At 56.9% G+C, this 26838-nt stretch carries 30 protein-coding genes; 8 read left to right on the top strand and 22 right to left on the bottom strand.

The window, feature by feature from the left end:
* Positions 1-68: 68 nt before the first annotated feature.
* Positions 69-698 (top strand): L-2-amino-thiazoline-4-carboxylic acid hydrolase, encoded by a 630-nt coding sequence (locus J2S31_RS05630; RefSeq protein ID WP_237098087.1) that lies wholly within the window; start codon positions 69-71, stop codon positions 696-698.
* 42 nt (positions 699-740) lie between these two features.
* Here the strand turns inward: J2S31_RS05630 and J2S31_RS05625 are convergent, their stop codons facing one another.
* The 7 genes from J2S31_RS05625 to era form a co-directional block, all read right to left on the bottom strand.
* On the bottom strand, positions 741-1292 hold the full coding sequence (locus J2S31_RS05625; protein WP_237098086.1) for an FMN-binding protein: 552 nt from the start codon (positions 1290-1292) through the stop codon (positions 741-743).
* Between the two features lie 111 nt (positions 1293-1403).
* On the bottom strand, positions 1404-1976 hold the full coding sequence (locus tag J2S31_RS05620; RefSeq protein ID WP_237098085.1) for an FMN-binding protein: 573 nt from the start codon (positions 1974-1976) through the stop codon (positions 1404-1406).
* A 105-nt stretch (positions 1977-2081) separates the two neighbouring features.
* Positions 2082-3410 (bottom strand): OprO/OprP family phosphate-selective porin, encoded by a 1329-nt coding sequence (locus J2S31_RS05615; RefSeq protein WP_237098084.1) that lies wholly within the window; start codon positions 3408-3410, stop codon positions 2082-2084.
* A 153-nt stretch (positions 3411-3563) separates the two neighbouring features.
* Complete coding sequence (locus J2S31_RS05610; protein ID WP_237098083.1) at positions 3564-3818, bottom strand: (2Fe-2S) ferredoxin domain-containing protein; 255 nt, start codon at positions 3816-3818, stop codon at positions 3564-3566.
* A 326-nt stretch (positions 3819-4144) separates the two neighbouring features.
* Positions 4145-4621: a bacterioferritin gene (bfr, locus tag J2S31_RS05605; protein ID WP_237098082.1), complete on the bottom strand. Its 477-nt coding sequence runs from the start codon at positions 4619-4621 to the stop codon at positions 4145-4147.
* A 24-nt stretch (positions 4622-4645) separates the two neighbouring features.
* Entirely contained in the window at positions 4646-5407 is a 762-nt protein-coding gene (gene map / locus J2S31_RS05600; protein WP_237098081.1) for a type I methionyl aminopeptidase, read from the bottom strand.
* Positions 5394-6323: a GTPase Era gene (era, locus tag J2S31_RS05595; protein WP_272908604.1), complete on the bottom strand. Its 930-nt coding sequence runs from the start codon at positions 6321-6323 to the stop codon at positions 5394-5396. Before era ends, map begins: the two co-directional genes overlap by 14 nt.
* Before the next feature lie 70 nt (positions 6324-6393).
* Here era and hemW point away from each other — a divergent pair, with 70 nt between their 5' ends.
* Both hemW and mazG read left to right on the top strand, forming a co-directional pair.
* Positions 6394-7530, top strand: coding sequence for a radical SAM family heme chaperone HemW (gene hemW / locus J2S31_RS05590; protein ID WP_237098079.1), 1137 nt, complete (start codon positions 6394-6396; stop codon positions 7528-7530).
* Positions 7527-8345 (top strand): nucleoside triphosphate pyrophosphohydrolase, encoded by an 819-nt coding sequence (gene mazG / locus J2S31_RS05585; RefSeq protein WP_237098078.1) that lies wholly within the window; start codon positions 7527-7529, stop codon positions 8343-8345. Before hemW ends, mazG begins: the two co-directional genes overlap by 4 nt.
* 18 nt (positions 8346-8363) lie before the next feature.
* On the opposite strand, the gene J2S31_RS05580 is transcribed toward mazG, so the two are convergent.
* The 4 genes from J2S31_RS05580 to J2S31_RS05565 all read right to left on the bottom strand — a co-directional run bounded on the left by J2S31_RS05580 (position 8364) and on the right by J2S31_RS05565 (position 11045).
* Positions 8364-8732, bottom strand: coding sequence for a hypothetical protein (locus tag J2S31_RS05580; RefSeq protein WP_237098077.1), 369 nt, complete (start codon positions 8730-8732; stop codon positions 8364-8366).
* Between the two features lie 91 nt (positions 8733-8823).
* A complete protein-coding gene (locus tag J2S31_RS05575) occupies positions 8824-9405 on the bottom strand; it encodes a hypothetical protein (RefSeq protein ID WP_237098076.1) in 582 nt (193 codons plus the stop codon).
* A 30-nt stretch (positions 9406-9435) separates the two neighbouring features.
* Positions 9436-9756 carry a TfoX/Sxy family protein gene (locus J2S31_RS05570; RefSeq protein WP_237098075.1) on the bottom strand — a complete coding sequence of 107 codons (321 nt, stop codon included), beginning with the start codon at positions 9754-9756 and terminating at the stop codon, positions 9436-9438.
* 152 nt (positions 9757-9908) lie between these two features.
* The gene (locus tag J2S31_RS05565; RefSeq protein ID WP_237098074.1) at positions 9909-11045 is read right to left on the bottom strand and encodes a glycosyltransferase; all 1137 of its coding nucleotides are present in this window, start codon (positions 11043-11045) and stop codon (positions 9909-9911) included.
* 55 nt (positions 11046-11100) lie between these two features.
* On the opposite strand from J2S31_RS05565, the gene J2S31_RS05560 reads away from it, so the two are divergent.
* From J2S31_RS05560 to J2S31_RS05540, 5 genes are all read left to right on the top strand, one after another.
* On the top strand, positions 11101-12042 hold the full coding sequence (locus tag J2S31_RS05560; protein WP_237098073.1) for a DUF5685 family protein: 942 nt from the start codon (positions 11101-11103) through the stop codon (positions 12040-12042).
* A gap of 14 nt (positions 12043-12056) precedes the next feature.
* Positions 12057-12335 carry a zinc-ribbon domain-containing protein gene (locus J2S31_RS05555; protein ID WP_237098072.1) on the top strand — a complete coding sequence of 93 codons (279 nt, stop codon included), beginning with the start codon at positions 12057-12059 and terminating at the stop codon, positions 12333-12335.
* Positions 12335-12919, top strand: coding sequence for a DedA family protein (locus tag J2S31_RS05550; protein ID WP_237098071.1), 585 nt, complete (start codon positions 12335-12337; stop codon positions 12917-12919). The genes J2S31_RS05555 and J2S31_RS05550 overlap by 1 nt, the downstream gene beginning before the upstream one ends.
* Before the next feature lie 25 nt (positions 12920-12944).
* Complete coding sequence (locus tag J2S31_RS05545) at positions 12945-13691, top strand: J domain-containing protein (protein WP_237098070.1); 747 nt, start codon at positions 12945-12947, stop codon at positions 13689-13691.
* A gap of 210 nt (positions 13692-13901) precedes the next feature.
* Positions 13902-14369 carry an SH3 domain-containing protein gene (locus tag J2S31_RS05540; protein ID WP_237098069.1) on the top strand — a complete coding sequence of 156 codons (468 nt, stop codon included), beginning with the start codon at positions 13902-13904 and terminating at the stop codon, positions 14367-14369.
* Between the two features lie 36 nt (positions 14370-14405).
* On the opposite strand, the gene J2S31_RS05535 is transcribed toward J2S31_RS05540, so the two are convergent.
* The 11 genes from J2S31_RS05535 to J2S31_RS05485 form a co-directional block, all read right to left on the bottom strand.
* Positions 14406-16817: a sucrose synthase gene (locus J2S31_RS05535; RefSeq protein WP_237098068.1), complete on the bottom strand. Its 2412-nt coding sequence runs from the start codon at positions 16815-16817 to the stop codon at positions 14406-14408.
* A 1-nt stretch (position 16818) separates the two neighbouring features.
* The gene (locus tag J2S31_RS05530; RefSeq protein WP_237098067.1) at positions 16819-18951 is read right to left on the bottom strand and encodes an HAD-IIB family hydrolase; all 2133 of its coding nucleotides are present in this window, start codon (positions 18949-18951) and stop codon (positions 16819-16821) included.
* Positions 18952-18980: 29 nt separating this feature from the next.
* Positions 18981-19850 (bottom strand): PfkB family carbohydrate kinase, encoded by an 870-nt coding sequence (locus J2S31_RS05525; RefSeq protein ID WP_237098066.1) that lies wholly within the window; start codon positions 19848-19850, stop codon positions 18981-18983.
* A gap of 88 nt (positions 19851-19938) precedes the next feature.
* Entirely contained in the window at positions 19939-20967 is a 1029-nt protein-coding gene (locus J2S31_RS05520) for an ABC transporter ATP-binding protein (RefSeq protein WP_237098065.1), read from the bottom strand.
* 3 nt (positions 20968-20970) lie between these two features.
* Positions 20971-21783, bottom strand: coding sequence for a carbohydrate ABC transporter permease (locus tag J2S31_RS05515; protein ID WP_237098064.1), 813 nt, complete (start codon positions 21781-21783; stop codon positions 20971-20973).
* Entirely contained in the window at positions 21780-22658 is an 879-nt protein-coding gene (locus tag J2S31_RS05510; protein WP_237098063.1) for a carbohydrate ABC transporter permease, read from the bottom strand. The genes J2S31_RS05515 and J2S31_RS05510 overlap by 4 nt, the downstream gene beginning before the upstream one ends.
* The gene (locus tag J2S31_RS05505; protein WP_237098062.1) at positions 22639-23928 is read right to left on the bottom strand and encodes an ABC transporter substrate-binding protein; all 1290 of its coding nucleotides are present in this window, start codon (positions 23926-23928) and stop codon (positions 22639-22641) included. The genes J2S31_RS05510 and J2S31_RS05505 overlap by 20 nt, the downstream gene beginning before the upstream one ends.
* Before the next feature lie 172 nt (positions 23929-24100).
* Entirely contained in the window at positions 24101-25531 is a 1431-nt protein-coding gene (locus tag J2S31_RS05500) for a sensor histidine kinase (protein ID WP_237098061.1), read from the bottom strand.
* A gap of 3 nt (positions 25532-25534) precedes the next feature.
* Entirely contained in the window at positions 25535-26203 is a 669-nt protein-coding gene (locus tag J2S31_RS05495) for a heavy metal response regulator transcription factor (protein WP_237098060.1), read from the bottom strand.
* Positions 26204-26208: 5 nt separating this feature from the next.
* Complete coding sequence (locus J2S31_RS05490; RefSeq protein WP_237098059.1) at positions 26209-26424, bottom strand: PA2169 family four-helix-bundle protein; 216 nt, start codon at positions 26422-26424, stop codon at positions 26209-26211.
* A gap of 82 nt (positions 26425-26506) precedes the next feature.
* Positions 26507-26782 carry a hypothetical protein gene (locus J2S31_RS05485; RefSeq protein ID WP_237098058.1) on the bottom strand — a complete coding sequence of 92 codons (276 nt, stop codon included), beginning with the start codon at positions 26780-26782 and terminating at the stop codon, positions 26507-26509.
* Between the last annotated feature and the right edge of the window lie 56 nt (positions 26783-26838).

Genomic DNA, 26838 nt, shown 5'->3' with positions numbered 1-26838 from the left:
CCGATCCATTTCATCCGATCCCTGGACGCCCGGCCTCAATTCACGTCACGCAACCTGAAGGATGGACCATGTCCAAGAATACCGAACAGACCGAGACCAACGCTTCCGAACGCATTGAACCGATGCTGGCGCACCTGAAGGTGGGCGGCCAGAACATCGACCTCGACCGTATTCGCACCCACTTCAACCAGATGTGGGAATTTGAGAACGGCGACACCCTGTCTGAGGAAGAGCAGTATCTGACCACCATCGGGCTGTTCATCTACACCTGCCACAACGCGCTGGAGGACTACAGCATCAACGTCATCCGGGCGCGGCAGTACATCACCGACGCGCTGGCGGCGTGGCTGGCCCCGGAAACGGACAAACAGGTGGCGGAAGAGAAGGCCTCGGACAATCCCTTCAAGACCTTCGTGGAGAAGGAACAGCCGCGGGCGGAGGATTACTTCAGTTGGCGGCACTTCCTGATGGAAGTCAAAAAGGCGAGCGACAAGGAATTCCAGTTCAAAATGAAATCCTGCTGGTTCCACAGCCTGTTCATCCGGCTGGGACGGGCGGACTACATCGAGACCGCCTGCAACTTCGACCGCATTCCGGCCGAAGCCCGCACCGATTACGTGAACCTGAAGCTCAACAACACCTTCGCCAAACTGGGCACGTTCTGCCAGTTCCGCTACACCCCCGCAGAAGGCGAGTGATCCACCGCGCGCTCCTGTCAGGGGGCGTCAGGACCCACTTCCTCAGCCCAGGATGCCTTCCACCTTGTCGATGAAAATCACTTTATAGGCGGCGACGGCCTTCTTCACGCCGCGCGTCATGGACCGCACCGAAAGGGTGGCGCCGGTGATGTTGTTGATATTATTGAAGGGGTCTTCTGAGTCTCTGCCGAAAAACTGGCGCATGAAGGGCTCGAACCGCACCTCCCAGCCATGCGGCTCGCGGTACACCATGATTTCCACATCGCGCACCGTACCGTCCGGATTGATGACCACCATGAAGGTGATGGGGTAAGAACGGCCGATTTCATTGCCCACCACCATGTACCCCGTGGGTTTTTGATTGTCGTCCAGGCCAATGTACCAGGTGAGACGGCGTTCGTCGTAGCTTTCTCCCAGAATGTTGGAGATGGCCTCACGCTGGGCTTCACTGAGCCACACTTTTTTCTTTTTGACGACGCGGACATTGGGAAACGCGAGCTTCAGCGCTTCCATCTTGGTCAGAAAGACGGTCTCCACGTACTCTTCTTCACCGAACACCGCGAGGGTGGGGAGAAGGACAAAGGTGGCAATCAAAATTAAAAATACAAACCCGCCCAACCCGGACCGGCAGTCCGGGTGGACGGGTTTATAACCCGGTGTTTGCATAGGGCGATATTATAAACAACTAACTGGATTTGTCCAAAATCATTTGGTTTTGTCCAAAAACAGCACCTTATACACGGCTACGGCCTTTTTCACACCATTGGCGATGACCCGTGCGGAAACGGTAGCCCCCGTGATGATGGTCGGGGTGAAGTCCGAGTCGGCCTTTTTCCCCTGAAACTGCTCGGCCCACGACTCGTAACCGCCCCGCCAAACGCGGGCTCCTTCAAAGCTCAGAACTTCGACAGCCTTGACGGATCCGTCCTGATTCAACACGGTCACGTAGCTGATGGGCCAGGACCGGTTTTTGACCGTTTCAAAAACGGCGTAGCCGAGCGGAGTGCTGCCCTGCATGCCGACGTACACGTTGATGCGCTGCTCGTGTACTTTCTGATCGGACATTCTGGCAATGGCGTTGCGCTGTGCCTCACTGAGCCAGATTTTTTTCTTAATGACCTTGGTGACTCCAGGGAACAGGTGCTGAAGCGCCTCTTCCTTGGTGCTGACACTCAACGCATGGGCCGGAACTGCTGTCAGCCCGATCCACATTGCCAGCATGATCAACGCCAGGCCCCCATAAAGCGGGTTGGGTTTCTTCGCGTTCAATTTATTCATGAGCGATCCTCTTTGTGAACAGCTAAATATTAACAAATTTATTATGACCGGGCGGCTGAACAGCCGATTTTTTCCTCCTCTCAAACCACCCGGTAACGGTTTTTCTTAGAAGAACATGTAAGCCATGCCCAGGTTGACCTCCTGCGAGCTGGTGTTATTACCCCGGTCCTGATTGGTGTAATCCAGCTTGATGGCCACGTTCGGCGTCGGGAACCAGGCCACACCGCCGGTGAATACATCGGCTTCCTGGCTGGGATCCGCCGCAGAGCCGATCGGCATTTCGTCCTGGGTGTCGATGCGCTCATACATGCCGTGCAAAACCAGATCATGCGTGGTTGCCACCTTCGCCAACTGGAAAAGATGGATACCTGCCTGCAGATTCCATGCAAAAATATTGGTCGGAACCTGCGAGGTGGTAGACGTCCCCGGCGTGATCACGTTGTTGGCGGCATTGAACTTGTTAATTTCCCGCGCATTATTGATGTGAATGTTGACAATGGTGGCGTTCATTTCGAACCAGCGTTTCCGGAACTTAACGTCCGCTTCCACCAGCGTCGTCCGGGCACTGCTGTCGATGAAGTTGTGCGAGGTGTCGCCGGTGTAGAAAGACATGCCGAACTGAAGACCCGGCACCATATTGGGCAACTCCACGCGACCCGTCACAGCCAGGTCAGAGGCGATCGCCTCATCGGGCTGAAGCCGTCCACTGCGGATACCGCTGGAACCGGTGAATTGCCCCTGATTTCCACCAGCACCATGACCGTTGCTGAAACCCACCGGGCGCAAGGATTGCAGGGAATTGACTACGTAGAAACGGTAGTTCATACCACCCAGCACGTTCCCAAAGGTACCGAACAAACCACCACCGGTGCCGTTCCAGGACGTCGGGATGACCCGGGTTTGGATTTGCGGGCGCTCCACCGTCCAGAAGAAAACCGGCTCGTGGAATTCGTTGAGGAAGCCCACGGGGATCAATACCGTACCCGCCCGGACGTTCACGCGCGGATCCAGCAGGAAGTCGAGGTAACCCATCTCGAATTCCAACTCCTGCGCCGCGTGCTCGTAATCGATTTCCGCGTTCAGGAAGATCCAGTCGTTGAACTTGGCGTTGATGCCGATGACGAAGCGGTGCGCGTCGAACTCGCTGGTCCGTTCGTCCATGGGCATCTTCAGATGGGTTTCACCGTAACCGGTGACGTTGACGTTCCTGCGGAAAGTGCCGACTTCGTCGCGCAGACCGTCGATTTCTTCCGCCATCAACTCAACCTGTTTCTCCAAAGCTTCCAGGCTGGCGCCCTCTTCCTCGATGATGATGATCTCACCACCTTTGCCGATTTCCTGCTCTTCAATGATCAGATCTCCGGGCTCGGCCCAGGCGGGAGCCCCGCCCAGAATCATGCCCAGACACACTAACGTTGCAAGTGTTTTTTTCATTACCTCCTCCAGATTTTTCAGATCGCGCCCGTATGGGATAGCTAAATCTTTCAGGGCGAATAGACTACAAAAAAATGCCGACACCCCACCCTTACGGGAAGCCGACACCTACCTTGGCAACCATCTTTTTTAACTGTTATGGAAAATGGAATTTCACTCAGGAGACCTGCGCAACAACTTGAGAAGCACATCCTTCGGTTTGCGCACTTTGATCACACGATCCGGCGAGTCGATCTGCACCGCCGCCCCCCCGCCGCAACGGCCCATGCACCTGGACCCGCGAACCTGTCCCATAGCTTCGGGATGCTCCCGGTAATGACACCGCAATGTGCGCAGAACACTCTTCGATCCCCAGGCTTTACAGCCTGGGCCCTGACATACCTTGATGGAAGTGTCGTGGCCAATCATGGATCTGGATGCCTCCAAAAATCAAAGATTCTGAAATTCATTATCATTCTTATAAAACCATTAATAGCGAAATTGAGAATCATTGTCAATAGAGTTTCACAAATATTTTCCAAATACAACCTAACCTATTTATTTACAACTATTTATGACAAAGAAAGGCGGGCGGACGTCTTTGCAAAATCGCTGGGTTTTGCCGGTTTGAAAAATGAAAATGGTGGGTCGGGTTAGCCGGTATAAGGGAGACACGGAACGCGTTCAGATAAAAAAAAACCGCCCGGGTTTCCCCGGGCGGCCTGGAAAACGGGTTGGAGTCCGTGTGAGAAGTTTTATTCTTCGGTCTTCATGTGTTCGGTGAGGTAATTCTGAATGCCAATGTCCTTGATCCGCGAGAACTGGGTTTCCAACCAATCACAGCTCTCTTCGGAGTCTTTCAGAATGTCATCCAGCAGTTCCTTGGTGACGAAGTCGTTTTTGTCGAGGCACAGGCGAATGTGCTTCTTCAATTTATCGACATGGTCCTTTTCGTACGCGTATTCGCTTTTGAGTTGCTCTTCGCAATTTTTGCCGACCGGAATTTCCTCATACCGGGCCATATTGGGGATGCCTTCCAGAAACAGGATTCGCTCGATGAGCTGGTTGGCGTGTTTCATCTCATCCATCGACTCTTCCCGGCTGTGCGCGGCCAGCTTTTCATATCCCCAGTTTTCCTGCATCTTGTAATGCAGGTAATAAATATTGATGGCGGTCAATTCCCCCGTCAAAATATCGTTGAGCGCGTCGATGATTTTTTTATCACCTTTCATTAGTCGCTCCTCCAGATAGAACGTTTAAAAAGTGGTTCCTTCGGTTCGAGTTAGAACTTCCGCTCCATCCGCCGTGACCAGAATGGTGTGCTCGAACTGCGCGGACAGGGAGCCGTCCAGCGTGACAGCGGTCCAGTTGTCGTCCAGAATCCGCAGTTCGCGCCCACCCATGTTGACCATCGGCTCGATGGTGAACGTCATGCCCTGCCTCAGCTCCATGCCCTGCCCAAACTGGCCGAAGTGAAGCACCTGGGGTTCGTCATGAAATTTGATTCCAATGCCATGTCCGCAGAACTCCCGCACCACGGAATAGCCCTGCCTTTCCACGTACTGCTGAATGGTGGCGCCGATGTCGCCCAGGTGGGCGCCCGGGCGCACCACGTCGATGGCCTTGTGCAGGGCGATCTTGGTGGCTTCGGTGAGTTTCTGGGCATTCTTCCGCGGCGACCCCACGAAGAAGGTCTTGTTGGTGTCGCCATGGTATCCGTCCACAATGGTGGTGATGTCCAGGTTGACGATGTCTCCGTTGCGCAGCTTGCGGTCGGAGGGAATGCCGTGGCACACTTCATCGTTCACCGAAGTGCAGATGCTTTTGGGAAAACCACGATAGTTCAGGGGAGCCGGAATGGCCCCTTTCTTGATGATGTAATCGTGACAGATCTGATTGAGCTCGTTGGTCGTCACACCCGGTTTGATATACGACTCAATCATCACCAGAACCTCCGCGGCCAACCGGCCGGTCACCCGCATCTTTTCTATTTCTTCATCCGTTTTAATGGAAACCATGTTTGTATCCGAACTCTTTCAGGTCGCGAACATTGTCGCGCCACCGCTCTTTCACTTTAACATACAGGTTGAGGAATACCTTGTTACCGAACCGCCGCTCGATCTCTTCGCGTGACCAGGTGCCGATCTTCTTCAGCAATTTTCCACCGCCACCGATGACGATTTTTTTTTGAGATGCCTTTTCCACGAAAATGGTTGCATCGATCACCAACATACCACGTTTTCCTTCACGCAAACCATCCACCACCACCGCCACGGAGTAGGGGATTTCCATCGCGGTGAGCTTGAACACTTTTTCGCGAATGATTTCCATTATCAGAAATTCTTCGGGTGCGTCGGTGACCATGTCTTCAGGAAAATAGCGCGGCCCTTCGGGAAGGCGCTTGAGAATCACCCGCTCCAGCAGGTCCAGCCCGTCTTCTTTCAATGCCGAAATGGGCACGGTTTCGACAAACGTCCCACGCGCGTTGATCTCGCTGGTCAATTCCAGAATACGCGCCTTGGGGATCAGGTCGATCTTGTTGATCACCAGGATTTTCGGCGTGCGCGACTGCTTCAGGGATTCCAGCACGAACGCATCGTCCTCCCCAAACCCCTGGCGGGCGTCGACCATAAACAGGATCAGGTCCACATCGCCGCAGGTGCTGAGCGAGGTCTTCACCATCTCCTCATTCAACTTGCGCGCGCCCTGGTGGATGCCCGGCGTGTCCATGAGGATGATCTGCCCTCCTTCCAGATGGCAGACGCCGGTGATCCGGTTGCGCGTGGTCTGAGGACGGCGCGACATGGCCGCCAGCTTCTCGCGGACAAGCCGGTTCAGCAACGTCGATTTGCCGACGTTGGGCTTGCCGATCAGGCTCACGTATCCAGATTTGAATCCTGCGTCGTGGGTGGTGATGTTGTGGGCACTCCTCAAAAATGCGGGCTATACGCCGAAAATGTTAGATTGTATTATAGGTGAAACCAGAAACCAAGTCGTTAACGCAATGGACCCTGTCGGCCTTTACATCCACATTCCCTACTGCCTGCACAAGTGCGGCTACTGCGATTTCAACTCGCATCCGGAGAACGCCTCCGAGCGGGAGCGGTACGTCCCGGCGCTGATCGAGGAAATCCGTCACTACGCCCCCCGGCTGGAGGGTCGGCGGGTGGCGACGATCTTCTTCGGCGGAGGCACGCCCACCACGCTCCCGGCGGGCGACCAGATCCGCGTCCTCAAAGCCTGCAAGCGCTATTTCGACGTGACCGACGATGCGGAGATCACCACCGAGGCCAATCCCTCCACCGTGGAGACGGAAAACCTGAAATGCCTGCACGCCGCCGGGATCAACCGCCTGAGTGTCGGCGTGCAGTCGTTCGATGCGGCCGAGTTGAAAACCCTCGACCGCGTCCACAGCGTCGAGGAAATTCACCAGACGGTCGAGCGCGCCCGCCGGGCGGGATTCGACAACCTGTCGCTCGACCTCATGTTCGCCCTGCCGGGGCAGTCGAAAGCCCGCTGGCAGGATAACCTGGAGCAGGCCATCGCCAAAAACCCGGAGCACCTCTCCGCCTACAACCTGACTATCGAACCGGGCACGGCATTTCATAAACTGCACGAGGCGGGGGAACTCGCCGTGCCCTCGGAAGATTTTCAACTGGAGCTGTACCAGTACAGCATCGAACGCCTGGCCGAAGCGGGTTACGAGCATTACGAGATTTCCAATTTCGCCAAACCCGGTTACGAGAGCCGTCACAACACACTGTACTGGGAAAACGGCGAGTACCTGGGACTCGGCGCCGGGGCGTCGTCTTATCTCGACGGGGTTCGGTTCAAAAACTTCAACACGCCCGCGCACTACATCGACCGGGTTCAAGCTGATGGTCATGCGGTGCAGACCGAGGAAACCCTCGACGCCCGCCGCGCCATGGGCGAAACCCTGATGCTGGGCCTGCGCCTGAAACGCGGCGTCAGCATCCCGAAATTCGAGCAACGCTTTCAGGTGGCGTTCGAGAAAGTGTTCGGCTCCGTCGTCGAGCGCCTGCGCGAGCAGGAACTGGTGTCGGTGCACGGCGACCGGCTGGCCCTGTCCACGCGCGGCTTGTACCTGGCCGACTCGGTCATCCTCGAATTCATCGAATGAACCATTCCAACACCAACAAGGAAGGCAACATGAACGAAAACGCCGCCAAAGCGTTCGGAGAGCTGGTCGACATCGTGGACCGGCTGATGGGAGAAAACGGTTGTCCGTGGGACCGCGTGCAGACGCGCGAGTCGCTCAAGCCCTACCTCGTGGAGGAAGCCTACGAGGCGCTGGAAGCGCTCGACCACAACGATCCGGAAAAGATCAAGGACGAGTTGGGCGACCTGCTCTACCAGATCCTGTTCCACGCCAAGATTTCCGAACTGCAGAAGGAGTTTGATATTCGGGACGTGGTCAACACCATCGCCGACAAGATGGTGCGGCGGCATCCGCACGTCTTTAAGGAAGGCGAACTGCACACGCCCGACCAGGTGGTGGACCAGTGGGAGAAGATCAAGAAAACCGAGAAGGCCAGCCGGGACCGCCAGTCGGTGCTGGACGGCGTGCCCCTGCATTTGCCCGGACTCAAACGCGCGCAGAAGTTACAGAAGAAGGCGGCGAAGCACGGCTTCGACTGGGACCGGATCGACGAGGTGTTCGCCAAGCTGGATGAGGAGATCGCCGAGTTCAAGGAAGCGGTGCGGCACGGCGACGAGGCCCACGTGGAAAGCGAACTGGGCGACATCTTATTCGTGCTGGCCAACGTGGCGCGCTTTCAGAAGCTGGACGCGGAGGAAGCGCTCCGCCAGACCAACAACAAGTTCGTACAGCGCTTTCATTATATCGAAGAGCAGGTGACGAAGCAGGGCAAGACGCTCAAGGACACGCCGCTCGAAGAGATGGAACGCTACTGGCAGGAATCGAAAAAGAAATAGCAGGCCCCCCTCCCCTTCTTAAAGATGCTCACCCAGCAGGATGAACGGCGCCATGGCTCCGGCGATGTGCCACAACGAACAGGCGACGATCCACGCCAGGTGGCAGAACATGGGAAGCGCGTGCGGCGCACGGTTGGCGGTATCACCAGCGCGGTGCACACCCCAGGCGACGTTTCCGATCAGTGACACGATGCCAAGGATCGGCCACAGCATCACCGTCGCCTCGTTGGCAAACACCACTGTGATGCGCGGCCAGTAGTGAACGGGCGCAATCGCCTCCAGGTGCTGATTGAGCAGAGCGAGCCCGGAGATCACCATCACGTTGTACCCGGCGGTGACGATCAAAAGCAAAACATAAGCCCAGCAGTTACCGGGAGTGAGTTTCATAACCACCTCTCTTGAAAGCGTTCAAGGGAACTTCACCAACCACGTCACTCCGCGCCATCTCATGGCCGAAAAGACGTTCCCTTCCCCTGTCTCAACCACAACTGTCCTTGCCTCCAAAACTTTCCGGATGGTCCGTCCAGCCTACGGTACCGCCGGCGTTTTTCATTTGCACCCACCACACGCTTTCCTCCGCTTTTTGCAACTGTCCCCAGCAGTCCTCGCGCGGGGTTTTGCACAGGGGGTCGTCCTCCGCCAGGTTCAGGATAAAAATGAATTCTTCCTCGCCGACTTTTCCCTGGTGCCAGTACTTGAAATACCCTTCGCCAATATAGTGGAGGATATAAATCGTATCGCCCTTTTTGAACTGCTTGTGCGGGACCACCACTTTCATGATGCCGGGCTTCGCGTGGACCTCCCCCGTAACGGCCTCGACGTGTTCGCCCTCCTTCACATCCCCAATCACCTTGCCGTTGGGCGAGTCCTTCAGGTCCACGGATTCCACCGCACGCCAGCGACCGTAGGTACAGCACTCGAACGGGCAGATGTTTTTGGAAATATAAAACTCAGGCGGGCTGTCAGCAGATTCCGCTTCTCCGCAAAGAGCGGGGCTTGCCATCCCGATCCAGACAAACAGGATGAGTGCGCTCCTCCCACACTTAGATGTCCAATTCATAAAAAGGTCTCCACTTTCATGCGCGCCCCCTCATTTTTTGGAATCGTCCACCGCCACGGCCTGCCTGGCCCACGCCATCAGCATGTCAGCGTTTTCCAGCACCTTTGTAGGAACTTCGTAATAGTTTTTGAGGGTCTGGCCCGGGCGCGGCTCAAACGGTTGCATGCCCTCTTTCACATACTGGGAGACGGTGCCTCTATCGGTTTTGAAATAAAGCGTATTGTTATAAATGATAGCGAAAAAAACGTCATTGACGTACAGCCCGTGGCCGCCGAACATGGCGCGGCAACGCACCGGTCCCAGCCCCGCGAGCTGTTCCAGAACAAAATCGGTGTAGGAGGAATCGGTCATACATAGACTCAGAAAAACGGCAAGGCCCCGCGAAGCCAGGAATCGCCGCAAAAGGGCCCTCTCTATCATAACGCCAAATGGATTTACCTTGAGGAAATTTCAGGCCGCCGGAAACCCTGAACGGGTGCAGGCACCCCGCTCAATACGGCCATTCAGGTAGGCGAGGCGTAGCGGCGTCCCCGCCACATGGATTGCTTTTTAAACAGCACGTGGATCATGGAGTTGACGAGGATACCACTCACCACGATGCCGCCCAGGGGCAGAATCCAGATGCACCAGCCGGAAAGACCCAGTTCCTCGCACAGGCTGACTTCGGTAAACAGCACCACGAGCAGGGCAACGGTGGACACCGCCTGCATCCACGCCGAGGCATCGAACGCCGCGTTGGCGATTGCCAGCAACCAGGGTGTCACGGTGACGCCGAGGATCATCGCAATGTAGTAAACCGTTTTCGGGATCGACTGTTTGAAGGCGAGGAACACGTTCTTGCGCCAGCCCTCCCAGATTTCCTTGAACGAGTGGTACATGCGTATGGAGAACAGGGCTTTGCCGTCGGCGGCAAGCATGCGCGCTCCGTTGTGCTTGGCCACACGGGCCAGGCTGATGTCCTCCAGGATGCGGGCACGCACAGCCTCGTGCCCGCCCATCTTGCGGTACAGGTCGCGGGTGATCAGGATGAATGCGCCGAAACCCATCGCGTGCGGATCGTTGGGGTCGGCGATTTTGCGGAAGCGGCTCAACCCCGCGATCAGGCCGAAGATCACCGGTTGCACCGCGCGCTCCCAGAACGAACCGAACAGCGCGCGCGGCATCAGAGTCAACAGGTCCAGCCGCCGCAGTTGCATGAAATGCACCGCCGACGCCAGCGCGTAGGGTTCGAATATGGGATCGGCGTCGGTGAACAGCAACAGTTTTCCCCTCGCCACCTGGCTGGCCTGGTGCAGGGCGAAGGGTTTGCCGTACCAGCCTTCCGGCAGGGGCGCGCTCTGGATGCTTTTCAGGCGCGGGTGTTTCTCTTTCAACGAGCGGATGATATCGGACGTGCGGTCGGTGGAGTGGTCATCGACAACGATGACTTCGAACTCGGGGTACTCCTGCTGAAGGAGCGACGTCAGACAGGCTTCGATGTCGCGTTCCTCGTTGCGGGCAGGCACGCAGACGGAGACGAACGGCATGCTGGGCAACGGCGCCGCCGCCGGGCGCACCCGCACCAGCGACAGCATGTTGGACCCGAAGTACACCACGACAGTCAGGACCACTATTATTTGCAAAACCGTGAGCCACACCATCTGCTACAATACCGGGAAAAAGTGAAACCCTGCGACCTTCAACACGGACAACTCCATGCTGGGACTGGTCAAACCCTACAAAATGGAACTGCTGGTCAAGGACTGCACGTACTACAAGCTGTACTATTGCAGTGTTTGCCGGCACCTGGTGCGCAACCATTCGCGACCGTACGCCTTCATCAACAGTTACGAGGGCACGTTGTTGGCGATGCTCTACAACGAAATGGTAGTGCAAGACATTGAAGCGGTCAAGGACCGCTGTTCGGGCGTGCCCATCGCCAAAGTCGCCGCCCTGCCGCCGGAACACGAGGCGGTGCAACTGGGCGCGGCGGTGTCCCTGCTCGCTTTTGTCATCAAGTTTCAGGACAACCTGGAAGACGAAACCGGCTTCTGGCTGAAGCAGTACAACGGCTGGGCTCGGCGCCGCCTCAACCGCACCTTCCGCAAAAGCAAAAAGCTGTACGACCGCTTTCACATCGACCTCGAATACGTGGAGAAGGAGATCGCCGCCCTGCACCGCATGGAACAGGATGCGTCGGTGACCAACCTTGACCGTTTTCTCGATCAATGGGGAAACGTGTTCGCACACATCATGACACAGGCGTTCCGGGACAAAATCGCCAAGGACCGCTTCGAGGCGCTGTACGCGTTTTTCTTCGAGCTGGGCCGCCTCATCAACCTGCTCGACGCCATGGCCGACCTGCACGCAGATCATTCGGCACGCCGATTCAATCCCATCCTGCGCGCCGAGCCGGGGTTGAATTTAACCGATGAAAATTGCCTGCGGGATACCTATAATAAGCACTTCGAAACGGTCCACGCGGGCCGCGACCGCATGCTGAACCGCCTTCCGGATCTCGACCTGCGCGACGCCTGGCCGATCGTGAACAACATCGTCACCTACAGTCTGGACCGGGAAGCGCGCAAGGCGCACGACGCCATGGTGCTTCGAAAGCCCGTTTCCGAAAAGATGTTTTTCAACTGCAAGGATTTTTAACAACAGGAGAGACTATGTTTTGCCCCAACTGTGGAGCGGAGAACTCGGATCAGGCCAACTTCTGCACGCGGTGCGGCACGCAGATCGTGGACAATCCCGAAATGCGCACTCCCCAGCAATACCAGCAACCCGGTCCGCCCCAGCAGGGAAATCCGCAGATGCCCCGCGGCTATTACGAGCGCCCGGACTTGAAGGAAACTTTCGTCCACAGCGCCACCTCCGGCGCCGGCACCTATGCCGGATGTTGCTGTATGAACGCCTTGTCCAACCTGCTTTGCGACGCCTGTGAATAATGTCTCCCGAGACCATTGAAGGTCTGGTCGCGGATTACGGGTACGGCATCGTTCTCGTCGGCACCTATTTCGATCATTACGGCATCCCCCTGTTTCTGGTGTTCGGCGGCATCGCCGCGTCCAAAGGTTTGCTGAACGTGTACGGCGTTCTCCTGTGCGGGTTTGCCGGGGGCTGGATCGCCGACCTGTTCCTGTACTTCCTCGGTTACAAAACGGGACTGGCATACTGGATGCGGTTTGCCTGGGTGCGGAGCATGGAAAGCGCCATCGCCACCACGCACCGCATGTTCCAGACACGCCCGGCGGTGGTGGTGATCCTCGGCCGCTTCCTGTTTGCGGTGTCGAAAATCATTCCGCCGTTCGCCGGGATGATCCACTACGATGCGCGCCGTTACATAGTGTATTCGTTTCTGGGCAACGTGCTGTTCTCGGTGGCCTACACCGCCGCCAGCTTTTATTCGGGTCCGGTTGTCCTCGACGCGCTGGGGGAACTGGAGTGGGGCAACGTAGCGGCCACGCTGTGTTTTATTCTGGTGTTGTACTTCATCGCACGTCGTGCCCTGCGCGCACCGCGCCGTCCCTGACCGGACCATTCGATCGGCATCTCCTATGACGCAAAAAAACTATTACGAAATCCTGGGGGTGGCTCCCGACGCAACGTACGCGGAAATCAAAAAAGCCTACCGCGTGCTGGCCAAACAGCATCACCCGGACAAGAACCCGGAAAGCCGCGGCGGCCACCACGATCGTTTCGCGGAAATCGCGGAAGCCTACCGCGTGTTGTCCAATCTGAACCGGCGCAGGGACTACGACGCACAACGGTTCGGTGCCCCGCCGCCGCAATCCGGCCCGCAGGGTCCGCACCGGTTTTATCGCCCGCATTATTCCGGCTATCCCTATTTTCAGTACGACTTCATCACACCCTTCATTCATTCGTTTTTTGTCGGTGATCTGCGGGCGCGTCCCACGGACAAGGACCGCTTTCAGCGCCTGTTCCTGAATCCGAAAGTCCTCGCCGTCGCCATCTTCGGCGCGCTTTACTTTTTCAAGTTCTTCACGTCCATGGCCGGGGAAGTGACGGACAAAAACATCGAAAAGAAACTGTTTCAAACACAGTCCTATTATTTGTCGGTAAAAAACGGCGAGGGCACGGAAAAGAAAAAGCGAGTGAAACCGGATCTGTACAATGAAGTGAAGGTGGGCAACCGCATCGAGAAGGATTTTTTTTCATTCACCTACCGTTTGAACGACCGTGAAATTTCCTACTGGGATCTGCCGCGCTTCCTGTTGCAGGTGGGGATGATCCATCTGGTGCTCTCCGGCGGCCTGTGGTGGCTGGAGCGTGGCCGGCGGTGAATGCGGCTCGCATTTGCGGCCAATTGAATCTGCCCCTCGATGGTGGTAAGCTGGTTGTCAGCATTTCATATTGCGGACGGCCTACGCCCTGCAATTTCAATCCCGCCGGAGCGGCTTGCCGTCTCCGGTTCCGTCGTATCCCACTTTTTCAGCATGTTTCAAGGTTTTCGTACCACAACCCAGCAATCAACTTCAAACCCGGAACCAACCATGCGTCGCTTTAAATATTCTCTCGCGTCCCTTTTGATTCTCGCTGTCGCCGCCCTGTCCGTTCCCTTTACCTCCATTGAGGCGCAGGCTCTGTGCATCAACGTCAAGAAAGCCAATCTGCGAAAAGGTCCCGGCCTGAATTACGAAAAACTGTGGGAGGTGTTCAAATACATGCCGTTCCAGCAGTTGGCCAAGAAAGGCGAATGGTTGCGGGTGCAGGACGTGGATGGCGACATCTACTGGCTCCACGAGAGGCTGATCACCAACGATTTCAAATGCGCCGTGGTGAAGCAGAACAAAACCAACATGCGCACAGGACCCGGCACCAACCATTCACGCGTGCCGTGGAGCCCGGTGGACAAGTACTTTTCGGTGAAAGTCCTCAAGGTGGAAAACAACTGGGTGCACATCGTCGATGCGATGGGCGACAAGGCGTGGGTGTACCAGCCGCTGGTATGGATACGCTGACCTTTCCTGCGCATTCCATTTCATCCCAAGACCGGTTTATTTAGGCATCAATGCATCCGCCCGTTTCTTGTAAAACAGGTGGAACAGCAGGTTGCAGTACTGATCCAGTTCCTTTTTCTCCTCCGACAGCTCCGAGTAGTTCCAGAATCCATACAGCTTCGCGAACTTGAGCAGTTTCTCCGAGTACAGCTTCCACGTGTAGGCTTCTTTCACGCGCGCAATGGCCTGGTTTGAAATCGTTTTCCAGTAAGTGGCGTCCGTACCGGCGCGCGCCAGGAATGTCACCAAAGGTTCGCTGATCAATGACGGATGGGTGGGGTTGATGAGAAATCCGTTTTTACCGTTCTGGATGACCTCCTGCGGCCCGCCAAACTGAGTGGCGAACACGGGCAGGCCACTGGCCATGCCTTCCAACACCGTCAGCCCGAACGCTTCGAACAATGCGGGTTGCACGAACACCCCCTTCCGGTCACCGACGATGCGGTATATCTCCGCCCCGTTCTGACGCGACGAGTTTTCCACCCAGCGGATTTTGGAATACAGATCGTACTGCGCGATCAGCTCGTACATCCTCTTGAGCTGGTGCCGTTCCTCATCGTCGTCCACGCCCTCCTCGCGGATCGATCGCGTCACCACGATGAGGTTGGCGAGTTCCTGCAACTTTGGACTCTGGCCGAACGCCTCGACCAGTCCCGTCAAATTTTTGATTTTATCCAGACGCGCCATGGTGAAGATCGGCGGCTTGCCGGGATCGGCCAACTCGCCATATGCCTCGGGTCCGGCTTGGGAAAACAACCGTTCGGTCAGCTCTTCCGTCTGATTCTCCAACCGCTTGTTCTTCTGCGTGAATGGAAAGTACAACGACTCATCCACTCCCGGCGACACCACATTGAACTTCGGGTGATGCAAATGAATGCCGTTAGCCACCTTGTACAGGCCGGGCATGGAAAACAGGCGGTACGATTCGTACTGTCCCATGCTGGTGTCGGTGCCCGCGATCTCCTGCGCCGTGCTGGAGATGATGATGTCCGCCTTGTTCATCGCAATGAGGTCGGCGGTGAATTGCAAAGAAAAGTTGTAATCGGGTTCGAGGTCTTTCCAGTACAACGCGGAGAACAGGTATTTGGGTTTTTCCAGCGCGTGCGCGATGTTGCACTGAATGACCTGCAACCACGAGGCGAGGAGGGAGGCCACCAGGTTGCCGTCGGAGTAATTGCCGACGATGAGATCGGGCTTGCCGCCGAGTTCCGTAAGCAATTCGTTCTTCGCGTCGAGCGCAAATTGCTCCAGGTACGGCCACACGCGAAATCGCGATACCCAATGCGGCACGATGTTCTGGTTCTCGTCCCTGAACGGCACGCGCAAAATCCAGCAGTTCTGCGTGCCGTGGATTTTCTCCAAGCGGTGATCGCAGGTGGTGCCTTCGCTTTCCGGGATCAGACGGGTGAGGACGAGGATTTTCGGCTGGACCTTGAGCCCTGCGTTCTTGAGCGAAGTCTTCAAAAACTTTTCAAGGGCTTTCACCTGGTCGAGAATGTAAACGATCTGCCCGCCCGTGTCCGGCCTGCCCAGCACGTTTTCCTGGCCAAACCAGCCATGTGGTGAAACGATCGCAACCCGGCTCACCATCGGAATAACACTGATGAATTCCTCCAGGTATTCCGCCCGCGGCTCCTCCAGCAGGTTCGCCAGCAGTTGCAGATTCTTCAGCACCCGCCCGACGGTATCGCCGAACCCGTCGCAAAACCCCAGGCCGCGCAAATAACTTTTTTCATTCTGAATGGATTCCGTTTCCCTGCGCCTCTCCAAATGGCTGATGGCCTTCTGCAACGCATCAAACAACTGGTGGGGATCACGGATGATCTGGCCGTCGATCAGAATCTGCTCGCCGTTGATGCTGTGGATTTTCATGAAGTCGCAAAGGTGGGCCTGCCACTTGCTCCACTCGCCTTGCAGTTTTCCCGCCATGAAGCTGTTCAGAAACCGTTGGCCGGAACCAATTTTCCGGTGATCCCGGATCACGGGACCCAGGCTGTAAAACGGGCCGAAGTTGATCTCCAGTTTTTTTTCCGCCGGCTCGTAAGGGTAGCCCGCGACGACTTCGCGGTAATCGAGAAACTCCTCCGGGTCCAGTTCGTCCACGGTTTCTTCATTTTTATGAAACCGGTAAAAATGGTACTGCCCCACTTTGGCCCGGTACAGAAGTACCGCATACTGATCCATCAACAACATCTCCTGCGTCCGCGAAAGAAAATGCTGCAGGCCTCCAAACCTTCCCATCTCCGGGTGCGCTTCGTGTTTATGTTTCAGGTACGCCTCGGATTTGAGCACAATGTCATTGCGCAGGAAATGCTTCTGCGGTTCGTGATCCAGTTCGTAAATGAACTCGCGAAAGCACCGGACCTCTTCTTCACTCAGAAGCGTTGCGATGGAATACGAATCGTTCACCTCACGACTCCAGGAAGCGGTAACGGTGAATGCCGTCGATCACCCCCGCCGCGTATTTCTGCTTGGAAAAATAAACGCCGCGTTTGCCTCTCAGCATCTCCATTTCCTTGCTGTAGTTGCCGACGACCACGCCCTTGGGATCGCCCCGCATCATTTCCTCGTCATTTCCGGAATCGCCGGCGACCAGAAAGTTTTCCAGCGGAATTTCCCACTTGTAGCTGAGGTAGCGGAGGGCCTTCCCCTTGGAGGCCCGTTGCGGGAGAATGTCCAGAAACTGCTGGTGCGAGTAAATCATCTGGTAGCGGCATCCGTTGCGGGTCAACAGGTCGTGCGCCTGTCTCAGATATTCTTCCTTCGGTTCCATGTAGTAACTGACCTTGAACTCGCGCTCGGTTTCCGGTTCCTGCGGTTCCAAAAATGGCAGCGTCGCCAACAGTCTTTTGATCTTCTCCTTGTCCCATTTCTGGCGCAGATGCATGGCCCATCCCTTGTCCAGGTTGCCGGGCCCGCCGTAATAAATTTCCGCGCCGACGGAGGTGATCAATATTTCCGGAACGGGAACGTTGTGCTCCTTTAAAAATTCCAGAGCGGAATCGATGGTGCGCCCGGTGGCCACGCCGAACGCGATGGATTTTTTATAAGGTTCGATCAATGCCAACAGTTTTTCCAGCGATTCCGGGTCACCGGTCAGCGTGTTGTCAATATCGCAGACGATCATCTTGTTGCGACTCAACATTTTGATGGCAAGAGGATCGCCGTCGATGGCATACAGATCCTTGTGCGAACCACCCCTCAGGCTCTGGATGGTTTCCAGATAACGATCAATGTGCGCATCCCAGGTATAGTGCTGGCGGACGTTGTTGATGCCGTTACCGGAATACTTCTGCCACAGATCCGGGTCCACGAGAATCTGCTTGACCGCGTCGCTGATGTTCTTCGGCTCCGAGACATCGATGAGGATGCCATTCTGACAGTTCTTGGCAATGTCCACCGGCCCGCCGTCGTTGGTGGCGACGATGGGCACGCCGCAGGCGGCGGACTCCAGCAGGGTCAGGCCGAACGGTTCGGTGAGCGCGGGGTTCACGAACACGCCCCGGCGCAGGGCCACCATGCGGTATAACTCCGGCACCTCGTACGTGAAGTCGTGTTTTTTCGGGATGGCGAGTTTGCCGTAGAGATCGTGCTTGTCCATCAGCAGAAGCGTTTCGATGAGCACGGACTTCTCGTTCTCGCCCATGTCCATGATGTTTTTGCGGATGCCCAGGAACACGGCGAGATTGGCGATGGCCTGCAACTCCTTGCTTTCGCCGTAGGCTTGGATAAGCGCGCCGACGTTCTTACGCTTGTCCGGGCGGCACAGGGCGAGGATGAGCGGCTTGTCCGCGTTCAGAAAAAACCGGTTGAGTTCGTCGTTGATAGCCACCCGCGCCTGCCGGCTGTGTTCGTTTTCCTGTTCTTCCGCGTAGTAAGGAAAGAACCGCTCCAGATCAAGCCCCGGCGGATTGACCAGATATTCCGGTACGGTGTTGTGCGCGTACATGCCGTACTGCTGTTCCACCTCCTGATGCGTGCTGGTGACCACCAGGTCGGCGCAACCGATGATTTCCTCTTCAACCTTAATTCTATAATCGATATGGTACTTCTTGTTCATATCCTCATCCGACAATCCGTCATCGTGCAGTTTGGATTTCTTGGATTTGCCGAGCGAATGCCCGGTGAACACAAACGGCACGCCGAACAACGACGCCAGGTGCCGCGCCACGTAACCGCCATCGGCGTAATGCCCGTGCACGAGGTACGGGATGTCATCCTCGCGCTTGATGTACTTCACGGTCTTGTCGATGAATTCATCGAGGTGATTCCACAGCAATTCCTTGCGGATGTACTTGCCGCCACCGCAGGGAATGCGCACGATGCGGACTTTTTCCGAGAGGGTTTCCACCGGAACGGAATAGTCCTCCGAAACACGCCGGTCGCGTATGAGGCGGGTGAACAGGTCCACGCGCCGCACTTCCGGCCGCTTGCCCAGTTCCTCCGCCAGCTCAATGACGTACTTCACCTGGCCCCCGGTGTCCGCGTCCCGGCCCATTTCAATATTCCGGGAGCGGACAAGCCCGTGGATACTGAACATCATGATGTACAGCCCCTGGCTGTTCTGCCCCATTACCTGACGAACCGATAAGGTTGGTAAAATTTGTTGTCACCGGGCAACGCACCCTGCACGCCACACAATCCGGTGGCGAACACGCAGGCGCGTTCCAGAACCGATTGCAACGGCCAACTCGCCATGTAGCCCAACGACAGCATGGCGCTGAACCCGTCTCCCGCACCGACGGAGTCCACCACCTCGTAACTGTCGTCCGGAGTGCAGTGGAACACATTACGGTTCCCGGTTTCATATATAACACTGGCCTTGCTTCCATTCGTCACGCAGACCAGCCCCAGCTTGTAACGTTCCGCCAAATACCGCGGAAGCTCCGCAACCGGCCTGTCAATATTGAGGAGGTTTTTGATCTCCCGCAACTCATGCCGGTTGGCCTTCAGGATGTCGCAGTTCTTGAGTGAGGATTCGATCACGGCCCGATCATAAAACGGGGCACGCAGGTTGATGTCCAGAAAGAACGTGGACTTCAGCCCCATCTTCTTTTGGATTTCGTGCAGGGTTTCGCGCGACGTGCTGTTGCGCTGAATGAGCGTGCCGAAGTACGTCAGCGGGATGTCATCACGAAACCGTTTTTGCAGATAAGGATCGACCTCGATGAAATCGTACGCGCGGTCCGGCAGAATTTCAAAGCGGTGGCCGTTGCCGGAATCGGAGGTGACCGTCACCTCGCCTGTGGGATGATTGGGGTCGATCTGGATGCCCTCGGTGGGGAATCCGTGGCTTCTGGCGAATTCCAGGATTTCGCGGCCCTCCGCGTCGTCGCCGACCCGGCTGATGAAGTGCACGGGGATGCCCATTTTATGCAGATGAAACGCATAGTTGAACGGCGCACCTCCCAGCCGCTTTCCACTTTCAAATTTGTCGAACAAGACCTCCCCCATTACGAGAACCGGTCCGTATGGTCGATGCACCCGCATTTCCGGAATCCTCCTCTTCAATCAATCAGCAAACAAAACATCAATCAAAATGACAATCTGTTATTCTAAAATCCTCATCGTCAAAAAACATCAAATAATTTTTTTCGATGCACAGCGCCACGCGATCTCCCTCTTTCATGTCTGAACCTTCGCACACGCCACAGAGCGGAGCACCCGCCACCTCCACCGCGGCGAAAGTCCGGTCACCAAGCACTTGCGTCCAGAGGATCGTATAGGACCCGCGCGAATCGGGATTGACGATAACGTGTTCGGGACGCAGGCCCGCCCTGGCGACGTTATCCGGTGCCGGTTGCCGAAATAATTCGTTCATCCCTTCCGGTGCCAGGACATTCAGCGGAGGAAAACCAAAAAACCGGGCGATCTCCAGAGTCTCCGGCTCCCGGTATAGAGTGGCAGGCGGTCCCACCTGCCGGATGCGCCCGCCGTCCAAAAATCCCACGCGGTCGCCCAGCACCATCGCCGAATGCGCATCGTGTGTCACGTAAACGAACGTTTTTCTCAACTGCCGGTGCAGTTGTTTCAATTCCATTTGCAAGTGATCGCGCAACCGCGGATCAAGGTTACTGAGCGGCTCGTCGAACAGGAACACCGCCGGATCGCGCACCAGCGCCCGGCCGATGGCCACCCTTTGTTTCTGACCGCCGGAAAGGTGCGCCGGGATTTTCTCGCGCACGTCGGTCAACTGCAGGCGTTCAATCGTCTTGGCCACTTTCTCCATCATGTCCGCCTTCGGCCATTTCATGTTCTCCAGCGGAAACCGGATATTCTCCTCCACCGTCATGTGCGGATAGAGTGCGTAATCCTGAAACACATAGGCAACGTTGCGTTCCCTGACGTCCTTTAACGTGACATCGCATCCTTCAAACCAAACCCGTCCCCTGTCCGGAAATTGCAGGCCCGCGAGCAGGTTGAGCAGGGTGGTTTTGCCTCCCCCGCTTGCGCCGAGGATGATGAAGAACTCCCCCTTCTCCACACCGAGGTCGATGCCGTCCAGCACCGGGCGGCCGCCAAAACCGTGTGTGATGTCTTCAAGCCGAATGGCGTGCATGACCTATCCCTTGATGCCGCTTCCCACCATCCCGCGCACGAGGTGCTTCTGTGCAACGATCACCGCGATCAGGATCGGAAAGGTGACCAGGGAACTGGCGGCGGCAATCTCCCCCCACGGAAATTCGTATTGCCCGGTGAACAGCGTGATGCCGACCGGAATGGTGCGCGACGCGTAGGACGTGGTGTACGTCAACGCAAACAGAAACTCGTTCCAGCAGAAAATGAGTCCGAGAAGCCCCGCGCACACCATGCCCGGCACGCCGAGCGGCAGGTACACGCGATGGAATGCGGTCCACGCCCTGCATCCATCCACCCGCGCCGCGTGATACAGGGTGCGTGGGATTTCCTCGAAGTAACGCGTCATCACCCACACCACCAGGGGCACGGTGAACAGGCTGTACACCAGAATGAGACCCCACACCGTGTCCATCCCTCCCAGCGCACCCAACACTTCATACAGAGGCGTCACCACCGCCACCTGCGGCAACATGAACACCACTAGCAGTGCCAGAAGGATCGCCTCGCGGCCGCGCGCCATCAGCACACACAACCCGAACGCACCCATCGTGCCGACCACGAGCGACACCGCCGTCGCGCCCAGCGACACCCAAAGGCTGTTCGTCACCACGGCAAGGAATGCTTCATTTTGCAAAACCGCGTGGTAGTTTTCAAAACTGAACGACCGTGGCCACACCGGCGGCAGTTGCGCCACCGTTCCCGGTGGCTTGACCGAGGTGAGCCACAGCCAGAAAAAAGGCCCCAGGCTCCATACGCACAAAATAAAGAGAAAGAGGAAATGGTTCATCCGCCTCATGCCGCACGCCTCCTGTCCTTGACGACCGTCACCGCAAGCCAGGTCAACGCGGCCATCATCCCCACCTGCATCAATGCCACGGAAGAGCCATACCCGAACTGCAACGCCTGAAAGTACGTGCGGTAAGCATAAATCGAAAGCGTTTCCGTACTGTTCGCCGGGCCGCCCCCGGTCATCACATAGATCACATCAAATACGCGGAAGGCATCCAGCAGGCGCAGGACTAGCGCCGTAAGAATTGCAGGACGCAGTGCCGGAAGCAAAATGCGCATCAGCAAACGGAGCGGCGGCGTACGGTCCACCCGCGCCGCCATCAGCATTGTCTCCGGAATGCGTTGCAGTCCGGCGAACAGAAGGAGCGTCATGAACGGCATCGTCTTCCACACGTCGGCGAGGATGGCGGCATGGAGCGCCAGATCCGGGTCCGCCAGCCAGTACACGGGACCCTCCACCACGCCCAGCGTCTGCATGATGTGGTTGACGATTCCCGCTTCCGCGTGGAACATCCATTGCCACAACCGCGCGCTGACCACGTTCGGGATCGCCCACGGCAACAGCAGAATCGTTTTCCACCACACCGATCCCGACCCGAACCGCAAATACAACGCGAACGCGAACCCAATGACAAATTCCAATGCCACCGACACGCCGGTGAAGTACAGCGTGTTGGTCACCGCTTTCCAGAAACGCAAATCCTCTCCGAACAGATATTGGTAATTCGACAGGCCCACCCAGCGGTCGATGCCGAACAGCGTCACTTTGTTTTTGAAACCGAGGAGCGCGATTTCGAAAAGCGGCCAGGCCACCAGCAGTCCGGGCAGGACCAACAGCGGGCCGAGAAACAGCAGGCGGTCTTTAAGCTCCGGTTTTATCATTCAGCACCCGTGTCAAACGTTGAAGGTCCGCGTCCATCAGGCGCATCGCCTCATCTATGGAATACACTTTCCCCAACCCGCCGCTCAGGTATGCCTGCATCGACTGCGACAGCGGCATGTACAGCGGGGTTGCCGGACGCGGCACGGCGTGCGTCATCACCTCGAACAAAACGTTCACAGGCGGCGGGTCCGGGGGCGGATCGCTCCGCAAAACCGATTTGCGCGCGGGGATCAATCCCAGCTTATGCCACAGGGTGCGCTGAACTTCCGGTCGCGCCAGAAACGCGATCCAGGCCCGCGCCGCATCCGCAACCGGCGTGTCGCGGTGCATGCCGAGGAGGAACCCGCCCAGCGTGCCGTGCCCGGTCTCACCCGCCGCCACCGCAGGCAATGACGACATCCACACCTTTCCCGCGACTGACGAATCCGCCTGTTGCAACAACCGCCACGCATACGGCCAGTTGCGCATGAACACCGCCTGCCCGTTCTGGAACACGTGACGGCTCGACTCCTCCGCCATCGCCAGCACGGAGGGCGGGGAGACGCCATCGGTCAACAGACTCCGCATGAAGCGGAGACGCGGCTCGATCAGCGCTCGGTTCAAGCGTCCGCCCCCCTGCGGCAACAGCCACGGCTGGCCGCGCGGCAGAAACTCCGTGAAATTACAGATCAATCCCTCGTACTGACGGGCCTGCCAGACGAACCCGTAAAGCCGTTCGTTGGATTCCACCCGCATGATGGTTTTTGCCATCGACACCAGCTCACTCCACGTGGCGGGGGGACGGTCGAATCCGTGTTTCTGCAACAGGTCTTTGCGCGAATACAGCACACCGCCATCGACAAACAACGGCACGCCGTAATGTTTTTCTCCAAACGTGCCTGCCTGCACGCTGGCGGGAAAGAAATCGCTCCACTTCTCCGGCGGCAGAAGATCGGTGAGCGGCGCCAGCAGTCCGGCCCGCGCAAACTCCGCCATCCAGATGACGTCCAGAGCCAGCACGTCGATGCCGCCGGGTCCGCGGGTTTTTAAATGCGTCAGGTAAAACTGGTGCTGGTCGTCGGTGCCGGTGGGAAGCGCATGCACGCGTATGCGATACTTTGGATACAGGCGGTGAAACTGCTCGACCAGGGGATCGAAGGTTGCGTTGAAACCGGGAAGGGAGAACTGGTAGTAGTGAACCGTGGTGTAAGGCTCAGGCGGCGGGCCGGAGAACAAACAGCCCGTAACGGCAAGCAACAGGAACATGAACACAATCCGCAGTCTGACCATGAATCTCCTGTGGAATGTGGATTAGATAATGAACACAGGGTACCACGGAATTTTATGATTTGCAGAGCCGGGCTGAGCCCGGGATCAACGGGGTCCATTCAGTGGGCGAACGAAGATCCGAGGCTCCGTTTGCTGCGGGCCACGCCCGCTGCCATTCCGAGGAGCCGCAGGTTCAGGCGATTTTGCGGCCCGCGGCGCGGTCCTTGGGCAGGCGGATTTTGAACCGGGTGCCCTCGCCCACTTTGCTTTCCACTTCGATGGTGCCGTTGTGCATCTCGACGATGTGTTTGCAGATGCTGAGACCCAGCCCACTGCCGCCTTCGGAACGCGACCGCGCTTTGTCCACGCGGTAAAAGCGGTCGAAAATCCACGGCAGGTCCGCTTCCGGGATGCCGATGCCGTTGTCCTGAATGCTCAGGAACGCGTAATCGCCCAGATCCTGCAGGGTGATTTTGATGAGGCCTTTCTCCGGCGTGTACTTGACCGCGTTGTGCAACAGCGTCCACACCATCTGCTTGAGGCGGTGGCCGTCGCCGACGACTTCCGCCGATTCCAGGTAGGCGATCTTGATTTCGATTTCCTTTTCCTCGGCGAGAATTTCCACGTTCTTGCACACGTCCTCGATGACGGTGACGAGGTTGACGCGTTCCGACTCCATGGGCAACTGTCCCTCGTCTGCCCGCGCGAGGATGAAGAGATCATCCAGAATGTGCGACATGTAGTTGATCTCTTCCAGGTTGCTGGACAACACCTCCTGGTACTCCGAGGGTTTGCGCAGTTTGCTGAGAGCGAGTTCGCTCTGTCCTTTCATCACCGTGAGCGGTGTACGCAGTTCGTGCGAGGCATCACTGCTGAACTGGCGGATTTTAGCGAACGACCGCTCCAGCCGGTCCATCATATCGTTGAAGGTGAGAGCGAGGTTGCCGATTTCATCCTGCACCGCGGGAACCGGAATGCGCCGGCTGAGGTCGCCGCCGCTGGCGATGTCGCGCGCAGTGTGAGTGATCTTCGCCACCGGTTCCAGAGACCGCCGCGCCAGGAACCGTCCCACCAGCGCGCTCAACAGCAGGACCGTCGGCACTCCGGTGAACAGAAAAATGCGCAGGTTGCGCATGGTTTCCTTGACGCCTTCGAGCGACGTGCCCACCTGGATGAGGTTCACCAGCGTGCCGTCACGGAGCACCGGCATGGTGATGACACGGATGGGGTGGCCGTCGGCGACGGTGAACGTCTCGTACGTCATCTCGCCTTTCAGCGCCCGCCCGTAGGCATCCTGCGACAACGGAAACTTGGAGGCGTCGATGTTTTTCGAGCGCGAGCCGACGTTGCCGGAGCCGTCGTAGATGCGGTAGAACTTGTTCAGGTTGCCGTAGCCCAGAAACTGCTCGAAGAAAAACTCGAGACCCGGAAGCGGTGTGCGCGAGTAATCGAGTTGCGCGGTCTTGCGCACCACGCTGGCAGACAGCTTCAGCGAATGGTCAATACTCTCGTACAGGCGGTTGTTGAGGAAGTAATAGAGAATGATGCTGAACAGAATCAGGATGATTCCCAGCAGGGCGACGTACAGGGCGGTCAGTCTGGAGCGAATGGAATTGAATACCATCTTCTATTCCCTCATCACATATCCGACGCCCCTCAAGGTGTGCAGTAATTTGTGATCGTATTGCTTGTCGATCTTCTTGCGAAGGTGGTTGACGTACACGTCGATGACATTGGTGAATGTGTCGAAATTGTAATCCCACACATGCTCGGCGATCATCGTCCGCGTGAGCACCTTGCCGGCGTTGCGCATGAAGTATTCCAGCAGGCTGTACTCCTTACCCGTCAGTTCGATCTCCTCGCCGCCACGCTTCACCTTGTGGCTGACCAGGTCGAGCGTCAGGTCGCCGACCTGCAGAACGGTCTTGGTCTCGCTCTGCCCCCGCCGCAACAGCGAGCGGATGCGCGCCAGCAGTTCTGAAAAAGCGAAGGGCTTGGTCAGGTAGTCGTCGGCGCCCTGATTGAGCCCCGTCACCTTGTCTTCGACGGAATCCTTGGCGGTCAGCAGGATGATCGGGGTGTTGATGTTCTTCGTCCGCAGGTGGGCGAGCACATCGAGTCCCTTGATCTTCGGCAACATGAGGTCGAGGATGATGAGGTCGTAGTGGTTCATCTCCGCCAGGTTCTGGCCTTCCTCGCCGTCCGTGGCGACATCCACGGCGTAGGTCTCCTCTTCCAAACCTTTCTTGATGAATCCGGCGACTTTTTTCTCGTCCTCAACGATCAAGATACGCATACCCACTACTTTTTGTTGTCATCCCATTTTTTCTGGACTTTGTGGAGATCGATCTCCCCTTTCAGCATCTGGACGTGCTTTTCACAATCCTTGATCATGGCCGCATACATGGCGCGGCAGGTTTCGTCGTTGGCGTCTTCCATCGCCTCTTTGCATATTTTCAGCGCCTCTTCCGTGGTGCTGAGGGCTTTCAGGATATTTTCGTTGAACTTGCTGGTCATGAAATCGTGTCAGAAGATATTGATATTTTTATTGTATCACCGATTCAATCGGTGGGTATTGTAAACATTGCAGTTTTTGGTTTCAATCTTCTTTGCCGGCATCGTTTTGATTTTCCTCGGCAAATTGCTTTCCGAACATGTAATGCACAAGCAGAACCCCCAGGGCCACGCCCATGTAGGGGATGCCCTCGACAAGATAAATCAGGATACGCCCCAGCACGCCGTAATCGCGGGCAAAGTTACCCAGAATGAGGGTGCCGGAGCGTTCCAGCGCCATGAAAATCATCTGGATGATGAGCCCGCAGACGAATCCAATGAATCCGCCGAACAGGTAGTACACGTACTTCAGATTGGCCATGCCGGTGCCTCCGGAACCGTTGAAGGAATTGCGGTGTTTTGCGGCGGCCTGAAATG

Origin of the sequence: Nitrospina gracilis Nb-211, from assembly GCF_021845525.1 — a bacterium.
GTDB classification, from domain to species: Bacteria; Nitrospinota; Nitrospinia; order Nitrospinales; family Nitrospinaceae; genus Nitrospina; species Nitrospina gracilis_A.
The sequence above is the reverse complement of the archived record's forward strand: the minus strand, read 5'-3'. Positions and strand labels throughout refer to the sequence as shown.